24 protein-coding genes and 2 pseudogenes are annotated in these 19,740 nt (G+C 50.2%); 3 read left to right on the forward strand and 23 right to left on the reverse strand.

Features of this window, described 5'->3' with window-relative positions; all coding sequences use genetic code 11:
- Positions 1–85 precede the first annotated feature (85 nt).
- The 3 genes and pseudogenes from DWZ38_RS16675 to DWZ38_RS16685 form a co-directional block, all read left to right on the forward strand.
- On the forward strand, positions 86–364 hold the full coding sequence (locus DWZ38_RS16675) for a type II toxin-antitoxin system RelB/DinJ family antitoxin (RefSeq protein ID WP_005924829.1): 279 nt from the start codon (positions 86–88) through the stop codon (positions 362–364).
- On the forward strand, positions 361–651 hold the full coding sequence (locus tag DWZ38_RS16680; RefSeq protein ID WP_117854248.1) for a type II toxin-antitoxin system YafQ family toxin: 291 nt from the start codon (positions 361–363) through the stop codon (positions 649–651). The genes DWZ38_RS16675 and DWZ38_RS16680 overlap by 4 nt, the downstream gene beginning before the upstream one ends.
- 244 nt (positions 652–895) lie before the next feature.
- Positions 896–1,093: pseudogene (locus tag DWZ38_RS16685) on the forward strand (relaxase/mobilization nuclease domain-containing protein); the annotation flags it as partial.
- Here DWZ38_RS16685 and DWZ38_RS16690 read toward each other — a convergent pair.
- The 23 genes and pseudogenes from DWZ38_RS16690 to DWZ38_RS16800 all read right to left on the reverse strand — a co-directional run.
- Positions 1,094–1,351, reverse strand: a pseudogene (locus tag DWZ38_RS16690) (group II intron reverse transcriptase/maturase); the annotation flags it as partial.
- A gap of 489 nt (positions 1,352–1,840) precedes the next feature.
- Positions 1,841–2,467: an L-2-amino-thiazoline-4-carboxylic acid hydrolase gene (locus DWZ38_RS16700; RefSeq protein WP_117854249.1), complete on the reverse strand. Its 627-nt coding sequence runs from the start codon at positions 2,465–2,467 to the stop codon at positions 1,841–1,843.
- 202 nt (positions 2,468–2,669) lie between these two features.
- Positions 2,670–3,074, reverse strand: coding sequence for a class I SAM-dependent methyltransferase (locus DWZ38_RS16705; RefSeq protein WP_243000316.1), 405 nt, complete (start codon positions 3,072–3,074; stop codon positions 2,670–2,672).
- Complete coding sequence (locus DWZ38_RS22510; protein ID WP_202031095.1) at positions 3,061–3,306, reverse strand: hypothetical protein; 246 nt, start codon at positions 3,304–3,306, stop codon at positions 3,061–3,063. The genes DWZ38_RS16705 and DWZ38_RS22510 overlap by 14 nt, the downstream gene beginning before the upstream one ends.
- 16 nt (positions 3,307–3,322) lie before the next feature.
- On the reverse strand, positions 3,323–4,033 hold the full coding sequence (locus DWZ38_RS16710) for a DUF6796 family protein (protein WP_243000318.1): 711 nt from the start codon (positions 4,031–4,033) through the stop codon (positions 3,323–3,325).
- A 10-nt stretch (positions 4,034–4,043) separates the two neighbouring features.
- Positions 4,044–4,643 (reverse strand): L-2-amino-thiazoline-4-carboxylic acid hydrolase, encoded by a 600-nt coding sequence (locus DWZ38_RS16715; protein ID WP_117854251.1) that lies wholly within the window; start codon positions 4,641–4,643, stop codon positions 4,044–4,046.
- Entirely contained in the window at positions 4,640–5,302 is a 663-nt protein-coding gene (locus DWZ38_RS16720; protein ID WP_117854252.1) for an L-2-amino-thiazoline-4-carboxylic acid hydrolase, read from the reverse strand. Before DWZ38_RS16720 ends, DWZ38_RS16715 begins: the two co-directional genes overlap by 4 nt.
- The gene (locus DWZ38_RS16725; RefSeq protein WP_117854253.1) at positions 5,299–6,033 is read right to left on the reverse strand and encodes a DUF6796 family protein; all 735 of its coding nucleotides are present in this window, start codon (positions 6,031–6,033) and stop codon (positions 5,299–5,301) included. Before DWZ38_RS16725 ends, DWZ38_RS16720 begins: the two co-directional genes overlap by 4 nt.
- Positions 6,030–6,872 (reverse strand): class I SAM-dependent methyltransferase, encoded by an 843-nt coding sequence (locus tag DWZ38_RS16730; protein ID WP_117854254.1) that lies wholly within the window; start codon positions 6,870–6,872, stop codon positions 6,030–6,032. Before DWZ38_RS16730 ends, DWZ38_RS16725 begins: the two co-directional genes overlap by 4 nt.
- 13 nt (positions 6,873–6,885) lie before the next feature.
- The gene (locus DWZ38_RS16735) at positions 6,886–7,377 is read right to left on the reverse strand and encodes a hypothetical protein (protein WP_117854255.1); all 492 of its coding nucleotides are present in this window, start codon (positions 7,375–7,377) and stop codon (positions 6,886–6,888) included.
- Positions 7,377–8,078, reverse strand: coding sequence for an L-2-amino-thiazoline-4-carboxylic acid hydrolase (locus DWZ38_RS16740; protein WP_117854256.1), 702 nt, complete (start codon positions 8,076–8,078; stop codon positions 7,377–7,379). Before DWZ38_RS16740 ends, DWZ38_RS16735 begins: the two co-directional genes overlap by 1 nt.
- A 51-nt stretch (positions 8,079–8,129) precedes the next feature.
- Entirely contained in the window at positions 8,130–8,816 is a 687-nt protein-coding gene (locus DWZ38_RS16745) for a class I SAM-dependent methyltransferase (protein ID WP_117854257.1), read from the reverse strand.
- Between the two features lie 44 nt (positions 8,817–8,860).
- Positions 8,861–9,766 (reverse strand): alpha/beta hydrolase, encoded by a 906-nt coding sequence (locus tag DWZ38_RS16750; protein ID WP_117854258.1) that lies wholly within the window; start codon positions 9,764–9,766, stop codon positions 8,861–8,863.
- A 13-nt stretch (positions 9,767–9,779) separates the two neighbouring features.
- Positions 9,780–10,385 (reverse strand): class I SAM-dependent methyltransferase, encoded by a 606-nt coding sequence (locus DWZ38_RS16755; protein ID WP_117854259.1) that lies wholly within the window; start codon positions 10,383–10,385, stop codon positions 9,780–9,782.
- 4 nt (positions 10,386–10,389) lie between these two features.
- Positions 10,390–11,013, reverse strand: a complete 624-nt coding sequence (locus DWZ38_RS16760) for a class I SAM-dependent methyltransferase (protein WP_243000320.1) — start codon at positions 11,011–11,013, stop codon at positions 10,390–10,392.
- Positions 11,014–11,114: 101 nt separating this feature from the next.
- Positions 11,115–11,693 carry a TetR/AcrR family transcriptional regulator gene (locus tag DWZ38_RS16765; protein WP_117854261.1) on the reverse strand — a complete coding sequence of 193 codons (579 nt, stop codon included), beginning with the start codon at positions 11,691–11,693 and terminating at the stop codon, positions 11,115–11,117.
- Between the two features lie 266 nt (positions 11,694–11,959).
- The gene (locus DWZ38_RS16770; protein WP_347520056.1) at positions 11,960–12,388 is read right to left on the reverse strand and encodes a group II intron maturase-specific domain-containing protein; all 429 of its coding nucleotides are present in this window, start codon (positions 12,386–12,388) and stop codon (positions 11,960–11,962) included.
- Positions 12,385–12,789 (reverse strand): hypothetical protein, encoded by a 405-nt coding sequence (locus DWZ38_RS22320; RefSeq protein ID WP_021926392.1) that lies wholly within the window; start codon positions 12,787–12,789, stop codon positions 12,385–12,387. The genes DWZ38_RS16770 and DWZ38_RS22320 overlap by 4 nt, the downstream gene beginning before the upstream one ends.
- Before the next feature lie 327 nt (positions 12,790–13,116).
- The gene (locus tag DWZ38_RS16780; RefSeq protein ID WP_021926391.1) at positions 13,117–13,317 is read right to left on the reverse strand and encodes an iron dependent repressor, metal binding and dimerization domain protein; all 201 of its coding nucleotides are present in this window, start codon (positions 13,315–13,317) and stop codon (positions 13,117–13,119) included.
- 21 nt (positions 13,318–13,338) lie between these two features.
- The gene (locus tag DWZ38_RS16785) at positions 13,339–15,057 is read right to left on the reverse strand and encodes an ABC transporter ATP-binding protein (RefSeq protein ID WP_117854263.1); all 1,719 of its coding nucleotides are present in this window, start codon (positions 15,055–15,057) and stop codon (positions 13,339–13,341) included.
- Positions 15,051–18,326, reverse strand: a complete 3,276-nt coding sequence (locus DWZ38_RS16790) for an energy-coupling factor transporter ATPase (protein ID WP_117854264.1) — start codon at positions 18,324–18,326, stop codon at positions 15,051–15,053. Before DWZ38_RS16790 ends, DWZ38_RS16785 begins: the two co-directional genes overlap by 7 nt.
- A gap of 17 nt (positions 18,327–18,343) precedes the next feature.
- Positions 18,344–19,048: an energy-coupling factor transporter transmembrane component T gene (locus DWZ38_RS16795; protein ID WP_117854265.1), complete on the reverse strand. Its 705-nt coding sequence runs from the start codon at positions 19,046–19,048 to the stop codon at positions 18,344–18,346.
- Positions 19,045–19,623 (reverse strand): MptD family putative ECF transporter S component, encoded by a 579-nt coding sequence (locus DWZ38_RS16800; protein ID WP_117854266.1) that lies wholly within the window; start codon positions 19,621–19,623, stop codon positions 19,045–19,047. Before DWZ38_RS16800 ends, DWZ38_RS16795 begins: the two co-directional genes overlap by 4 nt.
- Positions 19,624–19,740: the final 117 nt, after the last annotated feature.

The following is a 19,740-nucleotide window of genomic DNA, read 5'->3' on the forward strand; positions in this document are numbered from 1 at the left end:
TTTAACATTAAATATTCGTGCAAAGTATTGTTTTCTTCGTGCAAATGACATATACTATAATTGCCAGCAGAAAGGAGCTGATCGTATGGCTGGAAATACTACAAACATCAGTATCCGCATGGACGCAGATTTGAAAGCGCAGGCGGACGCACTGTTTACTGAACTTGGCATGAACCTGACTACGGCATTTAACATCTTTGTGCGCCAGTCGCTTCGTGAAGGCGGCATTCCCTTTGAGGTAAGGCTAGAACAGCCGAACAAAGAAACGGTTGCTGCCATGCTGGAAGCGGAAAGGATTGCAAAAGACCCGTCTGTAAAGGGCTACAATGACCTTGACGAGTTGTTTGCTGATTTAAAAAGATGAAAGAAACAAAATATACCGTCAAGTACACCACATGTTTCAAAAAAGATTATAAACGAGCCATAAAGCGTGGCTTGAAGATCGAGCTGCTGGAGCAGGTCGTGACATTGCTGGCGATGGGCGAACAGTTGCCGGATAAGAACCGTGACCATGACCTGTCAGGCGATTGGGCAGGTCATCGGGAATGTCATATTCTTCCGGACTGGTTGCTTGTCTACCGCATTGAGGATGATGTTCTGGTGCTGACGCTGGCTCGCACCGGCACACACAGCGACTTGTTCGGGAAATAAACAGTCTGCCGCTGTATGGGGAGACCTGTACAGCGGTTTTTATGTATGCAAAGGAAGTCATCTTTGAGGTTGATACCATCACTTGCATTGTTATCACAGTTGATGTTGGGGTCTGCATCATAGAGAATATGAATAATTTTCCCATCATATATCCAGTTATCAGAGATTTTGTCATAGGAAATTCCAAATGTTGTATAGGAATCAAGGCTATTATCACAATAACTTGGATCACCCAATTCAAAGCTTCGTGATCAGCACCCACGTTGACAAAAATCATATTCACAATCATATCATCTTTAACGCCGCAAGCTTTGTTGATCATCACAAGTATGTTTCCAATAAGCGGAGTTACCATAAACTCTGCAGAATCAGTAATCGTATCTGCCATGAAAATGGACTTGCCACCAGTATGCCAACTGGAGAAAAAAGTAAAAGCTATAAACTCTTGTTGATGTTCCTTTAGATATGGAAGAGCCTCCTCAATGGTCATGCCATCAATTCCTGGCGCTCCCTTGTTTGCCTTAACTCTCTTATACGCTCTGTTAAAGTTGTCTTTATACAGTATCGCTTCCAAAAGTCTCGGCTGTGCACTGTCTCTTTCTTTCCATATCCGATTGAATGACCTAGACGCTTTCACATACCCTTCATGTTCCGCATTATCTCTTTGCAAACAGCCATTGTTTTCAATGTTTTCTGCCATAGACGGTCATTCCTCCTTTCTCGTTCATACTCAAGACTCCTACTGATTCGGTCCTTCACCTCTCGGCTACTATGACCTCTGCTGACTTCTGTGCGTTCAGCATTGCTTTATGCAATGGTTACCTCTTTCAAGGCGTACCGCACAGACCTCCCTAGGTACCACACGTTTCTTCCTCTCCATCCGTCTGCCTCATTTATCATGCATGATTCCGTGTAGTTATTGGGCTTCGATTTGATATGCAACCTTACCCTCATGCATAACCTCATATAAGGTTTCTGTCCGTCAGACCAGAGATTTGCCCATGAGTTAGTATGTTCCTCACATCCAGCTTCCTTCAGATTCCATCTCACGATGGACACCCTTGCTTTCGGCTATATCCTTCCCACTACCGGGCGGATTCGGGACTTTAACCCGTTAGAAACGTGCGCCGCTAGGCGCACATATGAAAAGAAGCTCGTATCAGCTATTGACCGATACGAGCTTCTCCGTTTATTCTCTGTTTCCGGTAATAAAGTAGTCGCAATACTCTCCGCCATTCGCCAGCGTCTGTTTTCTGTGCAGCACGCCGTGCTGAAGCGTGATCATCACTTCATCAAGTTCGCAGAACAACGGCATGAGTTCGGAAACACTGAGTTTCTCCGTGTAAATGCAAATCGGGCAGCGGGTAATGCGGTAGTAACAGGCACCCTCATACGGCTGCCCGACAAAATCCACCTTGAAGGAGGTCGGGTATTTCGCTTCCTTTTCGGGCGTGTACCATTTGGCGTATTTGACAACGCTCTTTTTGTTCTCCGCCTTGCCCTTGTCGGTATTCAAGTCGGTCTTTGCAAAATACCACTTGATATGATAGAGTGAGCGGCGCATCATTTCCTGCACGACCGTTGGCGGAATTTTCTTTTCGCTTGCCACATAGGGCGCAACGAAGGCAAGGGCGAACAACTCGTTGTATGCCATAGGGTTATCGTCACCGATGTCGTCTGCTTTCTCGACAAGCTCACGATAGACCTTTTTGCTCTTTTTCATAATGTCGGCGGCATATTCCCTGCCGTACTTCTCTGCCAGAACCTTTTTCATCGGGCTTTTGAACATCCAGAAATAAAAGCCGTTGTATTTCATATCACTTTTCCTCCCGTGATTTATTTACAGGCTTAAGAAACGTAGCCTAGCCGCCGAAGTGATAGACCATCGTCGCGTCCATATATAGCCCGGCAGTCTTGCGGTCGGTACATTCCGCCATGCTCCGGCGGTAGCTGTCAAACTGTGCGGAGATCAGCTTTCCATGATGCCGCGCCGATTACTTTCTTCCCACCAGCAATGTTCAGCCGCAAAGCATCAGGCGTCCGGCTTCCTTCGGCGTCATAAAGCTGCCGTCGGTCGTGTCGATCAGCTCTACGCGCTCATAGCCCATATCCCTGAGCTTTTGGACAAACTCCTGCATATCGCCGTATCTGCGAGGCGACATCAGGTCATGGATGGCAAACGTTCCGCCCTTTTTCAGCACGCGCAGCGTTTCCAGCAGAAGCGCCTGCTTGTCCTTCCCCGTGATATTGTGATAGACATAGTTGCTGGTCACTGCGTCGAAGCTCTCGTCGGGGAAATCCAGCTTCACGGCGTTTCCACGCCGGAACGAAGCGTTTTTCACGCCCTCCGCAGCGGCGTTTTTTTCGCACAGCGGCAGGCTGAAGGAGGCATATTCCTTGCCCCAGCGGTCAATGCCGACCATTTTCCCCTGGGGATTGCGCTTTGCGCAGGCAATGGTCAGCGCACCGCTGGGTGTACTTTGCACAAACGACAAAGGCAATGCCGAACACCACTCCCAGCACGACGCGCAGCTTTCCTCTCACACCGATGCCGAATACGCCGAAAACGAGCAGCAGCGCAAGGGACAGCACCGTTCCCGCGATGAGCGAAACCAGCATTCCCTTGGGGATCCAGTTTTTGTAATCAGGTTTCATGTTCAAGACTCCTTTTTTATTGAGTGTGACTTCTCTCATAAACCGCAGCCGCAATGCACCAGATCATGATAGCACTGTTCGTGCTGCTCTGGCTCATCACGGACATCCATGTAGACACCGGCATCTGCATTGCCTGCGCAATATCCGGTACTGCAGCCAGCAGAAGGTTCCATGTGACCGGATGGAAAGCAAGCATCCACTTTGGATAGCGCGTTTTTCCGGCAAGCAGCATCACAAAATGGATACCAAAAACCAATAGCATCGGAACATACATGGGGAGGATCGCGGGGAGCATATCGTCCTGATAGGCCGTAACCGCCGCAAGCGCGGCCTCCGCTCTGATACGCGGCCCCAGATAGGTGGTAAACCATGCCATGGTGGCCACCCATGTATGGATGGTCAGAGCGATCGCAACGGTGAATATCCCGCACAGAAACTGGATGGTTCTGGTCTTTCTATATTTTTCGTCGATGTCCGCATTCAGTGCTTTTACCACAAAGTAATAGAGAAAGCCCCCAATCGCTCCCAGTCCAACGGTAAGCACGGGCCTCCACAGCCCATAAGAGCCAGACAGATAACAGGCTCTGTTGAAAAGGCCGGTGTCGGTTTTCTGAAGCGGAACGCACCCCAGCAGCCAGTCCCCGGCAGCCATCAATCCACATCCGATCGCGCCAAGAATGCACCAGTGGATGAACTGTTTTGTTTCTTTCGTCTTCATTTTCTTCATTCCTGCGTCCCTATTTTATGATCTTCATGCAAAAGTCGCAGCGGTCATCGCCGCGCCCCAACGTCATGCTTCTCTCCCAGATCAGCTTCGGATGCAGCCCGACGTAGCTGATGTCGTCACTGTCGCAAAAGCAGCGGCACAGCTCCGGGTAGCCGTATTCTGCGCAGGTGTCGTGATAGGGACATTTCACCATATCCACACGCCATATACCGTTGCCGACCTGCAACTCCTTTGGGTCAAAGCCCGCCGCCGGGCCGAAGACGCTCCGCGTGGATTTGACGAAAACGCTGGGAACAAGGCGGTAAAGCCCCGGTATGAGCAGCAGGGTGGCAAGCTGTTTGTGACTCGTTCTCGCCAGCCGCTCCACATAGCCATGAACGATTTGCAGCGCCTCCTCTTTCGGCATGACCCGCTGCAAGGTTTCGTAGGCCGCAATGCCCGGTAAGATCTGCCGCTTGAGGTGGTATTGCTTCTCCTTGCTTGCATCTGCATTTTCAGCCAGCAGCGCATTCAACCGTGTATCAAAAAAGGCCTTCAGCTCCTTGGCGTGCGAGGAAAAGCGCTGTGCCGCAGTCTCCCGAAAATCACGGGAGAGATAGGTTTCCTTCATCGTCCGGCCTCCGTCTCAGGCTTCACGAAGCCCTTCTTTTTATACCCGCAGTCGCAGTATGGGCCGCCGGAGGCGAGAGTGTACTGCCGCACGAAGTCGGTCACGCCGCCCGCTTCGCTCATGGTGTAGTCCAGGCGGCACAGCGCCGGAGTGAGGTCATATAGCCCCAGCTTTTTCATCAGCACACAGATGCCGCATTTGGTGAAGCGTCCCTCGTATCCGCTGCCGTCGGGGTATTCGTAAAACTCCATATTCCATGAATACGGGTTGCGGTCGGCGGCTTTCAAGGCTGCGGTCGCCTTCATGCCGGAAATGTCCTTTTCGGCAAATTTGCTCTTTCCGCTCTTGCGGCAGAACCATTTCATCGGCTTTGTCATCATGGATTTTGCGTAATACTCCGTCAGCCACTCCACATCCGGACGCTCCGGCATGGAGAGAACGAACGCGCCGATCATTGCGCAGTTGACGATGTTCATCTTGAAGCGATCCGCTTTTTCAAACTCCGGCAGGTCTGCGATGATTGCTTTGTATTTCGGCTTTGCATTTTTCGTGATCGCTTTTGCCGTATCGGTATCGTAGCCGAGCACCTCTGTCAGCTGCTTTTGGAATGAGCCTGCAAACAGCGCCCACATTCCCATGGGCATACCTATGTATTTCATTGCACTGTCTCCTTACATTCTCCGCATTTTGCCTTCTCCCGCAGCAAAACCAGCCCCAATACCAAAACCAGCAGGTGTCCGGCGGATTCCGTGCCGTGATCGATCTGATCCAGCGGCCACGGCAGAAGCGTGAAGAGATTTCCCACAATCCCCGTAAAAACGATGGGGTTGCAGAAGGATGCCAATATCCGCTGTGCTGTGTTTTTCAGCGGGAGCATCCTTTTCCAGATCATAACGAGCATCACGACGGAAAGAAGTACATCACACAGGATATATGCTGCCAGCAGCGGCGCGGCGTTGCAGTAAAAAACCTTATTGGCGATCTCTGCTGCCGCCTGCATATCGCCGTATTTCTCAAAGGTAAACTTGAAGAACAGCGCCATGTTCGTAAACATAGCATGGACATAGCCCCAGCAGACCGTGCCGGTGAGATAGGCGATCTGAAACAGCTTGACCCACTTCTGCTGCTTTGGTTGGGTGAGGTGCCGCTTCAGGAGCTTCCACATCTGGTGAAAACCGATGTAATAGAGTGCCGTTCCGAGAACACCGCAGATAATGCTGACCACCATGCGCCATGTGGCCATATCGAGATAGGCGACTTTGACCATCAGTCCGATGGATTCCGTGCTTTGGGTTTTCCCGGTCGCCGCAAACAAAAAGTCGCCGATCACATAGAGCAAGCACCCGATCATTCCCGCAATAAGCGCTCGTTTTTCTTTACTCGATTTCATTTCCTGCCTCCAAATCCGATCTTCACGATCTGCATTTTCATCATGCCGTTGCCGACCTTTGCGAGAAAACGGAAAAAGCCGCTGACGGATGGGTCGCGGAGATCGTTGTAGCCCAGCATATAGCCCCGACTCGTGACCTGCAAACGGCTGTCCCACAGGGAAAGCTCGCTTTTTGCGTTCGAAACCGCAAAATACGCGCCCACATCCTGGATCTTCGCGCTCTTGAGCCATGTCTTGGCAATCATCTTTACCGCCGTCCGGTTCGCTGCGTCAAATACCAGCACGCCGCCGGGAAAAGCGTCTGCCATTTTTTGAACCAAAGCCTTGACCTGTTCGGTCAAAAAGTAGTAAAACACGCCGGAGGCAAAGAACAACGCGCCGCCGGAGGCATCAATTTCCTTAAACCACTCGGTATTGTTCAAATCACAAGAAATGCTTTCCTCCCGCTTTCCGGCGGGCAGCAGTTCATTGCGCAGGGCGATCACATCGGGAAAGTCCAGATTATAAATCTTGCAACTGCCGTTGTCGCAGCTTCTCCCTGTGCTGTCCAGTCCGCAGCCCAGATTGACCACCGCCGCATTGGGGTGAGATTTCAGATAATCCCGCACCTCAAAAGCAAGGTCATTCTGCCGCATGGCCACCTCCAGTGAACCGAAACGCTGCATCAGGCTGCGGGATTTTTTCTCCGCCTCTGAAAAGTCGTAGTCGATCTCGTCAATCAGGCGAACCGCTGTTTCGTCCCGGTAAAGATTCGGGTATAGTTCTGAGCAGACCTTCCGCGCATACAGCGGAATGATCAACGTCTCCTGTACGGTGTTTTTCTCGATTTTATATTTCATATAGGTATCTCCTTCAGTGAATAAATACCGACATAATCGCCGCCAGTGCTGCCGAAATGACCGCCATACCAACTGTGCCGAACAGCCACTTTTTGCCCTTATCCTTGGCTGTAATGTAGGGTTTCAGGTCTTCCGTTCCCGGAACTTCCCATGCGTTCGTATGTCCTACCCAATAGCCGTCAACCCAAAATCGGTCTATGAGATTCATAACGGACAGTATGACCAGCAGCTGCCAAAAGCCCTGAACGAAGCCCTTTGCGCCGTTGAGCGCATAGACACACACCAGCACATAGGCGATGTAACCGGGAACGCAGACAGCTTTGAAAATCAAAGCATTTCGCTTAATTTTCGCGTGTGTTGTAAGTCCTAGCGTTACGCACCGCTCCTGCACCTCCGGGCTGTAAAGATGCACCATGCCCACCGCGCCCTTGCGGATACCGATGGCGCAAACCAAAATGAGCAGAACGCCCAGCCCGATGCCTTCCAAAATCACCTGTAAAAGCATTACCGATTCCTCCTGAAGCCCGCCTCATCCCGATATTCGGGATGTTCCTTTAAGTATGGGTCTTTATCGCCGCAGATGGTATAGTCGCACCGGCAGCCGTCCACGCAGGTGGTCGTCCGCACCAGCCTTGCGTGCAGCAGTTCTATGGACGCAAAGTCCACATTACACAGGGTGGGCATAATATCCGTAAGACCGTGCTTGATAGCAAACTCCGCTGCCGGGCACGCCGTAAATTCATAATAAATAGGCTTGTCGGTTTCATAAGGCGCAACCGCCATCTCGTAATCGTGCCATTTATCGCAGCCGCTTTTCGCACGAACAAACGCCTTGTACATCAGCTTCCGCCAGAACGGCTTGTTGCAGTCCACAAATTTCAGCTTGCGGAAAGTCGGAAGAATCAGATTTTCCTCCATCTCTTCGATTTCACGGAACGAAGTAACTGCTTTGCAGACCAAATAATAGCTCATGATGGCGATGCAGTCGTAGGTGCCTCCTACGTCGTTGTGGAAGTTCTTTTTGCCGCCCAAGTCGGTGCGCCAGTCGGAGAGAAAGACCACGTACTGCCGCTGTACCTGTTCCCATATCGCCTCCCGCTCTGCTTCCGGGTAGTGCAGGGCGATCTTCGCCCGTATCTCTTTCTTGCAAGGCTTTGAATACAGCACATGGCTTTTGCGGTCGAATAGAAGCTCGTTGTCCTTCATCTGATTGCCTCCCTCCTTGTTCTTTCTTGCGTGCATGAGACCATCTCAGATTTAACCCGCTTTTCGGCAGACAAACCATGCCATGCTTTTCAGGTTTCCCATGTCCACATCCGTATACATTCCATCCAGCCGTGCTTTCAGACTGGAAACCGTTTCATAGGGCGGTGTGAAAAACTCTGCCTTTTCATAAGCATGCCGGACAAACCAATCCGTCCGCTTGTGCTCGCTCTTCACATAGAAGCAGCCGCAGAATGTCTCGCCGGGTCTCAAAACCCGGAAAACCTCCCGATAGGCGGCTTCCTTGTCCGGAAAAGCATGAAAGCCGTTCAGCGACAAAACGATGTCGAAAGTATCGTCTTCATAGGGAAGCGCCCCCACATCTCCCTGCCGGAAGGTTACATTTTTCAGGTGCAGGCAGTCAGCCTTTTCCCGTGCCTGCCTCATCATATCGGGCGAATAATTGAGACAGGTAATGTCCGCCTCCGGCATAGTCCGATAAACCGGCATGGTCAGAATCCCTGTTCCCACCGGCACTTCCAACAGCTTGCCGGAGAAATGCTCCGGAATACCGGACATTGCCTTTTCCAGATAGGCATCGTTTTCCGCCTTGTTCATTGCCCACACCAAGCAGCACACCGCTTTCCCGCTCAGGGTAGAGCAGGTGATCATGATGCCATCATAAAAATTATTGCCGCCCGTCATTCGGTATGCACTGCGAATGGCTTCTTTTCGTTCCATGGTTCTTCCTCCGTGTTTCAATCATCACACGACCGTTTCCGATTTCATTTTTTCAAAATGTCCACGATTTTCGCAAAGTCCTCTTTTGCCTCCTTGAAGATCGGCAGCATACAGTAGCAATGCACCATCTTCGGGCGGGCGGACACCGTATAGGGGACATTTGCTCGTTTGCAGGCTTCCTCAAAGTCCGGCAAAGCACCGTAGAGCACCTCGTCGGCAGAATAGAAGAAGTGAATATCGCCTACGCCGGTAAAATCTCCCCGGGAGCCGGAGAGCATATAGTCCGGCACATTCTCGCAGCCATGCCGCATGATTTTTTCCACTGTCACCATAAAGGCATAGTCGATGGAAACGTCCCGTTTATTGAGCGCCTGCATCCGCGCCTTTTCCGCATCGTTCCACGGCACTTCACCGGGGGATACAACGACGATGTGTCTCGGCTGCGGCAGCGGCTCGGGCTGCGCGTTGTTGTGCGCCGCGATCCCCAAAGCCAGCGCACCGCCAGAGGAAAAACCACAGGTGCTGACATTTCCGCCGCCGTACAGTGTAATTATTTTTCGATAACATTCGTACACCATCGCGTATGTTTCAGTAATGCAGTGTTCCATGCAGAGCGGGTAAAACGGAAACCACACATCACAGCCGGTCTCGCGGCAGAGCTTGCGCATCACAGGCAGGTCGCCCTTATCGGGGCCGATCACCATGCCGCCGCCAAAGAAATAGAGAATAGCGCGCTCGGACGGCTTCGGATGCTCTCGCACGATCAGGCAGGGAAAGCCGTTTACCGCGATCGTTTCATAATATACCTTGCGGTCGGTGGGCGTAAAAACGCCACGATGCCGGTTCTGCTTTTCAATTTCCTTTCGCAGTGCATCCTCCGGCAAGGCGAACGCCTTTTTCGCACCGGAGAGCTTGTATACGCTGCGTAAGATAGATGCAAAGATACTCATGATTTAGCCCCCCTCATTTCCGTGCCGTGATGCACAGCCAGCTTTTCTTTTTGTGTATCTGCACATCGTGAAAGCCCGCCTGCTCCAGATACGCCTTCAGCTCGGCGTCCTTGTAGATGGTCATGCCGCCGATGATCTCCGTCCACTTCTTGTCCTTGTCCGTATCGCCGTTGCTTTCGTTGCAGATGAGTAATTTCCCGTCGGGCTTCAGCACCCGGTAAACCTCCCGGAAGCACTGCGGCAGATCGGGCCAGAAATAGACGGTTTCAAAGGCCGTTACCGCATCGAACCAGTCGCCTGCAAAGATCATATCCGCCACGCTGCCTTGCAGAACGGTGCAGCGGCCCTCCGCTATGGCGGCCTCGTTGACCTTTTTGGATTTCTCCACACTGACAGGGGAATAGTCAATGCCCTTGACAATACCCTCCGGGCATTTTTTCAGAAGTCTCTTGATGTTCGCCCCTCCGCCGCAGCCGCAGTCCAGCACCTTGGCGTCCAGAGTAAGCTCCAAAAAGCGAAGTCCCCACCGTGCCACAGGACTGTGCCCCAGATTCATCATGGCGACCATGATTTTCCCGCCAAGCCCCACAGGCTTTCTGGTGTTCTCAAAAAATGACATCTTATCACACCTCCGATTTCACACATTCCGCATAGGTCAGCGGGAAGGATGCCTTCAAAACAGCGCTTTTCCGCACCGTCCAGCCGTTCTGCCGCAGAAAAGTCAGATATTCCTCGCTCGTCCACTTGCTGCGGAGAGGAAAGCCTGCCATCCTCATAAAAAATGCCCTGACCATGCCGGAAAAAGAGTTTCCGGCATGGGTGAAGGTCGGCGCAATCAACACGCCGTCATCCTTCAGAACCCGCTTGATTTCTTGCAGGGCTTTCTCCGGCTGCGGCACGATGTGCAGTGCGTTTGACACGATCACCACATCAAAAGATTCATCCGCGTAGGGCAGGCGGAACATATCCTGCACGGAAAAGTGCAGCTTCGCCGAGTGATTGTCCCGCTTGGCTTCCGCAATCATTTCCGCAGAAGCGTCCGTCGCCTCGATGTGTGCCGCTGCGTTTACGATATGTTTTGCGATTAGCCCCGTGCCGGTCGCCAGATCCAACACCGTTTTTGCTTTCACCACCGGCCGGATGTGCGCACACATCTCCTCATACGCTGCCCGATCCTTTCGCATAAAGCGGTCGTACCGACCGGCATTTTTGTCCCAGAAGTTCTTGTGTTCCGGCATCGCTATCATTCCTTTCGATATTAGATTCGCCTAACCGATACGCACAGTCGTGTAGTTAGAGAGTGCTAACCGCCGTATTTCGGAAAAGCCGCATCTCTGCGGCCTTCCGTTTATTTAAATAACTCCCTGCAAGCGCCGTACACCAGCGTTTCCAGCACCTGCGGGTACAGTTCTCCAAACTGCTCCTTGTGGGAAACAGTCAAGATCAGTCCCCGTACCGTGGCGGCAGCCAAAGAGATGCCGCGATTCGGCGCAAGGTCATATTTCTCCAAAAGTAGACGAATGTGCGTCTCGTCATCGTGGTAATGGACATTTTTGATGTCCTCCGGCAGTCTCTGCAAAAGCAGCTTCGCATCGTTTTCAATGAAAACCATGTCGCCGGTATCGGACAGCCGCCGGCAGACGGCAAGAACCGCCTTTGCCGCACGCTCCGACGGCGGCAAGCCGTTTGCTTCGCTCAGTGCATGGTCAGCCACTCCGTAAAGATCGGAGTGAACGTTCTCCAAAACCGCGAAGAAAAGCATTTCCTTGGATTCGTAGAATTTATAGAACGAGCCCTTTGAAATGCCGACCGCCTTCGTCAGCTGCTCTACGGAGGTTTTCTTCATCCCCAGCGTGACAGCACAATGTCTCGTTTCCTTCAGCAACGCCTTGCGGAGCTGCTCAGTTTCGTAATCGGTAAAAGCCAAGGTCGCACCCTCCCTGAAATATGACCATTTCGGTTCTTCTGGTCATATTATACCGCGCTTCTTTCTGGTTTGCAAGAGGTGCGGAGAAAAAAACGCTAATCAAAAGGGGGTGCAGTGTTGTAGAAAGAGACGCTGGAATTCTGGTAACCGGTAATCGCTGTTGCCGCGGTAAAAGAAACTATATCGTAAATAGGGTAGAGGGAAAATAAATATTTTCGCCCCTCCCATTGAACCGTACGTACGGGTCTCGTATACGGCTCTACAATTTATATTCCAACTTTAACTAAGTAATAGGATAAGGGATTGAGCAGACCAGCTCCATCTTTTATCCTGTTTTCAAGTAAATCCTTGCTGATAATGAAATTCACCACGTTCATTCCGCTTCTTTTGTACCAACCCAGTCTCGAATTTGCAGCTTTAAATATTTCTTTATTGCTAAATCTGTTCTTATGTTTCCAGTTCAGATAGCTTAGATTCCGATAAATGGTTTTGGTTCTCTTCCATTGCTTCATGACAATTACTCTGATTTTATGTCTCAGCCATTCCCCGAGTTCTTTCACAAACTGTTTCATCTTTCCAATTCTGAAATAATTTATCCACCCTCGTACAATCTCGTTTACCCTTTTAATTGTAACTGCAAGTGGTCTCGCTACTGCTTTTCCTCTTTTCAGATATTCGCTCAGCTTCTTTTTCAGTTTCTTTTTCTTTTCATTGGTCGGTCTGACTTTCCATTCTGAACCATTCTATAGTATCGTAAAAATTTGTCTTTTAATACATACTTATCATTCCGAAATACAACCGTGACAGGCTTATCAAAATGTCCACGTTCTTTATAATATTCAATCATAGAATCAATTTTCTTTTCTGCTGGCCTATTCTTTTTAAAACATGGTGGAACTTCAATTTGATTTATAGGAATGCTTCTTATCCCATCAAAGTATTCTGGTTGTGTCGTTGTGATTTTTCTGTGCTTTTCATTTTCACTATTTCTAAGATAAATCTCTGCATTCTTTATATCCATTTCAATTTCATGCTTTTCTGATTCAGATAATTTCTCTGTAGCCGCAATATAAAAAGCACATTTTTCATCTTGCACACACCTTTTTCCTACATTTTCAACACAGTTAATATTATAGCACTTATTTTTCTTCTCTTTGTATATACAGGATATCTGAAGTAATAGATTGCTTGATTGTTGTCCTGTTCAAGTTCATTCAACACTTGCCAAAATGTCGTAGCAAATGCTGAAGAAAGCTGTCGAATCAAAAAGGGGCGTGGACAGTGCTTTGACTGTCCACGCCCCTTTATCGGGCAAGAGTATTCGATTGTGTAGACCTCCTTCTTGGGGAGGATGCTCAAAAGGATAATTTCCTCATAGGCGGCCATCTTTTACTCTTTTATTAGCTGTCTGTAACTGTTCTGTTCAAACATTGGAGAGATTTTCAGCAAGCATCATAAGGGCCAAAAAACTCTTTTTACTAACAGCATGTTCCATACGGCAGGCATCATCCATAGCGGTTTTTTCATCCACACCGAGGCTCGTCAATAAATCGCAAAAGATATTGTTACGAGTACACTCATCTGATTCATTTTCATTGACTCCCTTTGTCATACCTGTCTGCATTGTTTTCTGATTCCCGAAGCTCTATCGATGTACCGTCTGTGCTTCAGCCAAACGATAGAACACTCCCTTTTTATTCAGAAGTTCCTCCGGCGTTCCCGTCTCTGCGACGCGGCCCTGTTCCAGGACAACAACCTTATCGACGTTTGCAATCGTCCGCATACGGTGCGCAATAACCAGTACAGTTTTCCCCTGCAGCAACACGGACAGTGCCTGCTGAACCAAGTTCTCATTCTCCGCATCCATGGAAGCTGTGGCTTCGTCCAAAATAACTACCGGCGCATCCTTCAGGATCGCCCGGGCGATAGAGATACGCTGCCGCTCGCCTCCTGAAAGGGCGCAGCCATTCTCACCGATATTGCTGTAATAGCCGCCAGGCAGACGGGAAACAAACTCCTCGCACTGAGCTGCCCTGGCTGCCGCCAGCACTTCCTCATCTGTCGCCCCCGCCCGACCAAGGCGGATGTTCTCCATAACGGAATCGTCAAAAAGGGTCACATCCTGAAAGACGATGGCATAATTCTTAAACAGCGTTTCCGGCTCCACAGTCGTCACGTCCACGCCACCCAGCAGTACCTGACCGGCATCTGCATCCCAGAACCGGGCTGCCAGACGGGAAACAGTAGATTTTCCGCTGCCGGAAGGGCCTACAAGCGCAGTGATCTGCTCCTGTTTCGCTACAAAGGAAATCCCATTGAGTACAAGCTCATCATTGTACGAAAAAGAAACATCCTTAAACTCAATGTCGTACCCATTGTTCTTACAAACAGGCTGACCAGTCTGCTCCACTGTCGCTTCCATCTTCTTCGTCCGCTCAATGCTGACAAATGCAGAAAACAGTTCCGCCATCAGCATAAAGCAGGAACCAAAGGGTTCATAAACACGGCCTGCTACCAACAGATAAAGAATAAACATATTGACGGACAGCATATTTTGAGCTACCAACAGACCTCCAACCAGCAGAACTGCCACCAGCCCAAAGCGTACTGTCAGCTGCGCCAACGTCACAGCAGTACCTGGAGCCAGCTCATTACGAAACGCACACTTTACCACATAATCCAGTTTTTTCTCAACTCCATCCAGGTATTCCTGTTCCAGACCGGCGGAGCGAAGCTCCTGTATGGTATCCAGATATTCCTGCACCCCATCATAAGCGGCACGGTGAGCGTCATAATTGCGGCTTTCCGCTTTTGTCTGGGCCTTTCTGGCCACTATCAAAATAAGCGCAGCTACCGGTACCGGCAGAACAATGCACAGCCCCATGCGCCAATCCATGATCAAAAGCCCCACGGACACAATCACAAACATAATGACTGTTCCAAAGAGACTGGGAACCGCATTGGAAAAAATTCTTTCCAGTTTAGAGCAGTCACCCATCATGGTTGTTGTCAGATCAGACAGATCACGCTGATCGAAAAATGCCAGTGGGAGCCGCCGCAGCTTTTCCGCCAGGGTAATTCTCCGGTTAGCGCTTTCTTCGTAAGCCACTTTATAAGTCAGGTTATACTGAACCCATTGGGTTATGAAGATCAAAAGTAAGAGAACCGCCGCCATCAGAACTATCACTCCTGGCTGCATTGTCAGTCCAGTCTCCCCGCAGAGCCTGTTCAGAAGTCCCATGGTCACCAGCATCAAGAGGGAAATGGGAGCCATGATGCACAAATGTCCTATCGTAGTTGCCACAATCCCGTGCTTTAATTCCCGTTCCCCCTGATCGCTTAATGCGAATAATTTCTTCAGCATGGTTTCACCTCCTCTTTCCGGTCAATCTTCCAGGCGATTGCCTGATTGTAATCTGCCCACATATGGGCATACTCGCCATTCTTACCAAGCAGTTCCTGATGCGTTCCCTGTTCTACCAGACTCCCTGCTTTCATTACCAGGATCTGATCCGCATCCTGAATGGTGGACAGCCGGTGCGCAATCATAATGACTGTTTTTCCCTTTGTCAGTTCCTTCAGGGCTGCCTGAATCTGTACCTCATTTTCGGGGTCGGCAAATGCCGTGACTTCATCCAGAATGATGACCGGTGCGTCCTTCAGAATTGCTCTGGCAATAGCCACCCGCTGTACTTCCCCTCCGGAAAGATAGACGCCTTTCCCGCCCACGATGCTGTCAATGCCCTCCGGCAGCTTTGCCAGAATATCATCACACTGTGCCAGACGGGCTGCCCGCAGGATATCTTCCCGGCTGGCATTTTTGCAGCCGCCGCGGATATTTTCCTCCAGTGTTGTTTTCAGTAATTTGGGATTCTGGAAGACAAAAGCAATCTTTCCCATGACTTCCTGTCGGGAAATCTCAGAAAGTTCCACGCCGCCCAGCGTAATACGCCCCTCCTGCACATCATAAAAGCGGGGGACCAGGGTCCCGATGGTGGTCTTGCCGGAGCCGGAATGTCCCACCAGTGCCGTAACGGTTCCGGCTTTTGCTGTAAAACTGACATCTGAAACCGCAGGCTGTTCTCCTGTGGGATAGGTAAAGGTCACATGCTCAAAGCAAATGTCGCTGCCCTGTGCCATTTGCGGCTCCTGTGCCTCTGACTGCTCTCTGGCAAGCAGAATTGTGTCAATCCGCCGCATAGATTCCATAGCCTGCATCTTATAGTTGCTCATGTACATGATCTTGTTGAGAACAGATGCGCATGCAGGTGCAAAAATCAGATAAAACAGGAAATTCTCTATAAAGGCAGTCAAATCTCCCGCCGAAGTCATGCCGATGAGTGCGGCAGGGATCAGCACAAGAAAAGCGGCATTGACCACAGTATTGAAGCCCACATATCCGGGCTTGCAGGCCATAGTAAAGGCCAGTGCGTCATCCCGATAAGCATTGATCGCTTCCTTGAAGCGCCGTATCGAATGTACCGACTGTCCAAATACCTTTATCACGGAGATTCCCCGGACATACTCCACCGCCTCGTGGTTCATTTCCTCCTGAGCGTCCTGATAGCGCTTCATGAAATTCATGGTTTTTTCGCCCATCATTGTCATCTGGCAGGCAAAGCTTGCAAGCATCAGAACGATCAGTGGAAGGCCAATGCGCCAGTCCATAGCCAGCATCAGCACAAGGCTGGCAACCGTCGTGACCTGAGCGCTCACCAGATCCGGCAGCTGATGGGCAAGGTAAGTCTCCATTTGGGCGCTGTTTTCATCAATGATTTTTCTTAGCTTTCCGCTGGGATTTTCCTCAAAATACCCCATTGGCATCCTGGACAAATGACGGAGCGCTGCCATTTTTAAATTCTTTTCTGTATGAAAAGCTGCGGTATGGGAGCACATAAGTGCCGCAAAATTAATGATCAGCCCGGCCAGTTCCAGCGCCAATGCCCACACGCCCCACTGCACCAGGGACGAGATAGCAAAACCTCCTCCGGTCAGTCCTGTTAAAAGCACACGGGCCGCAAAATAAACACACACAAACGGTCCCAGAAGGAACAAGGCGCTGATGCCGGACAACAACTGCGCAGCGCCCAGTAGGGGACGATGCCGTCCTGTAAACTCTAACAGGCGCGGAATACCGGTTTTCTGCGGCTTCTTTGTCTGCGCATCCTCTCCAAATACCTTCTTCATATAAATCACTCCTCTCTCATCAAGCGGTATAAATTTCTTTACTTCCCCTGCGTGGATATGCAGAATATGGGTCGCACAGCGCAAGATCAGCTCCGGATCATGTGTCACGATCAGGGTACTGGCTGCCTGTTTATTGGCTGCACGGATCAGTTCCGCTGTCCGCAGCAGATTTTCTCCATCCTGACCGCTGGTCGGCTCATCATAGAGCATCAGTTTTCGCTTCATGCAAAGAGCTGTTCCCAGAGAAAGCCTTTGTTGCTGACCTCCGGAGAGGGAGCCAGGGTGACGGTTCTCCATACCATTTAAGCCCAGCGTTGTCAAAACCTCTTTGCCCTTTTCTTCTGACAGTGCCGGATTATTCAAGGTCAATTCACCCAATACCGTATCGCTGAACAGTTGATGTCCTGCCTCCTGCATGACCAGGTAGACCTGCTCCGGCAGCTTTTTATGCGCGATCTTCTTGCCGTCGATCCGTACTGTACCCGTATGCTTCAAAAGACCTGCCAGGCAAAGACTGAAAGTGGATTTCCCGGCACCGTTTTCTCCGATCACCGCTACGATTGCCCCTGACGGTATTTCTAAATGCGGCACATTCAGTACCTGGCGCATCTGGCGGCTAAACTGAAGCCCATCTATTTCCAGCCCGGTACTCTTTTGTTTTATCAGCCCCATATCGGGCCTCAGCTCATAAAGCTGCTCCCGCTTTACGGCCCTGAGTCCCAACGCTTTGCGCTTCTCCAGCGAAAGATCGGCCGCTGCTTCCGGCGTAAATTCCTGCCTGATCCGGCCATCCTCCAGCAGCACATAACGGTCAGCGATTCCCTCCAGATACCACAGCCGATGCTCTGAAATCAGCACAGTTCTTCCTTCATCCTTCATCATGCGGATCAACTTCTGCAGTTTTCGGATGCTCTCCATATCCAGATTAGAAGAAGGCTCATCCATAACGATGACCGACGGTAAAGCCGCATAAACGGAGCCACAGGCGATCTGCTGTTTCTCGCCGCCTGACAGTTCAAAAATATTCCGGTCCATCAGCTCCTGCAGGTTCAGACGATAGGACACCTCCTCCAGACGCTTCTTCATCTGCGGGCGGGGGAGATTCTGATTTTCCAGATTAAAAGCCATCTCTCCGGTCGTATCCAGATGGAAAAACTGGGTACGGGGATTCTGGAAGACACTTCCCACAATCCGGGACGTTTGGGGCAACGGTGTCTGCTGCATTTCCTGTCCGCCTACAAGGACATTCCCCTCCAGTTTCCCGGCATAAAAATGTGGGATAAGACCGTTTACCAGGCGAAGCATGGTCGTCTTCCCACATCCGCTTTTCCCACAAAGTACCACACATTCTCCGCGTGATGCCTGAAAGCTTACATCAGACAGCACCTGCATTTCATTTGCTTCCCCGTTCTGGTAAGAAAAGGAAACATGATTCAGTTTGATCAAAACATCTCCTCCCTTCCTCAGAAACAAAGATTCCAGAACAGCAGTCCGGCAGAAACAGCTATTATACACCAATCCAGAGCCTTCATCTGAACCTCCGCATAACTGGTTCGCGGCATATTTTTGTCAAACCCCCGCGCCATAACAGCAGCTGACATCTCATCCACGATAACCGAGCACTGCAGCAAAAAGGGAACCAGCATATATTCCATCATCTGCAGCGGACGACGAAAAACATTTTTCCATGTCAGCGCCATCCCTCTTAATCGGAGCGCCTGATTCACCATCTGCCATTCTTCCTGGATAGTCGGGACAAAACGGAGCATCACCGCCAGAGGAATGATGACCTCGTTTGGCAGATGCATCTGAGTAAATGCACTGATATATTCCCCAATCCTGGAAGTCTGTGTCACAATATAAAAGGCTGCAAACATCGGTAAAATAAACCGGCAGAAATGACATGCCAGCATGATGATATTCTGCAGTATCCCTGACAATCGCGGTGCTAGAAACAGATCGCAAAAAAACATAACTGCAAAGATAAGACCGGTATAAAAAGCCCTCTTCCATTTCTGGCACAGAAGCGTTATCCCCACACACAGGGCAAGAAGGACAAATTCCTGCGGATGTGTCAACCCGGAAAATGCCGAAAGGCAGGCGGCAATAAATACCGCCAGCTTACTTCTCGGATCCAAAAGACCACTGGAAATCTTTTCGCGGTTCACGCTGTAATACCGGCTTTCACAAAATGTTTTTTCAGGATCTTTCTTCCAAACAGACCGCCAAGCAATCCGCCCACCAAAGCCAAAGCAATCAGCACAAGAACAATCCAGCTAGGCGTCAGCTTATCCAGCGTTGCGATATATTCTTCTCCATAGTACCCTGCACAACTTTCTAAGAAGGCATCCTTTGCCAGAATAAGGGCAAAGAAGGGACCCATAGAAGTCAGGTTGAACACACAGTAGCTGACTGCCAGAGCACCTGCAGATTTGCGTCTTTTTGCGGTAATGAGTTCAGCGATTAATCCCCATACAACTGCAAAAATCAGCGGATAAATGGTTGCCATGGACGTAATCAGCCCCACCAGGAGCGCCAGCACCAGGATTGCACCGGTGCGCGGCACCTTGGTGGCATACAGCATATACACAGTTCCCAGTATGATGCCGGCAATCAACGGCGTTGCCAGAAAGAGGATTGGAACAATGGTCAGGACTGAAGACAACACCGTGAGCAGCACTAAATAAATTGCACCAAAGGCGCCTGCGGTAATTAAATCCTTTGTTGTAAGTTTTGTTTTCATATGTATTTCTTTCCTTTCTGCATCTTTTGTTAGTCTTTACTAACTCGTACATATTACCATGTGAAAGATTCTTTTGCCACTCCGAAAAGCCATGCCTTCTGCAAAATGCTCCAAAAA

The organism is Ruminococcus sp. AF31-8BH (assembly GCF_003460605.1).
GTDB classification, from domain to species: domain Bacteria; phylum Bacillota; class Clostridia; order Lachnospirales; family Lachnospiraceae; genus Blautia_A; species Blautia_A acetigignens.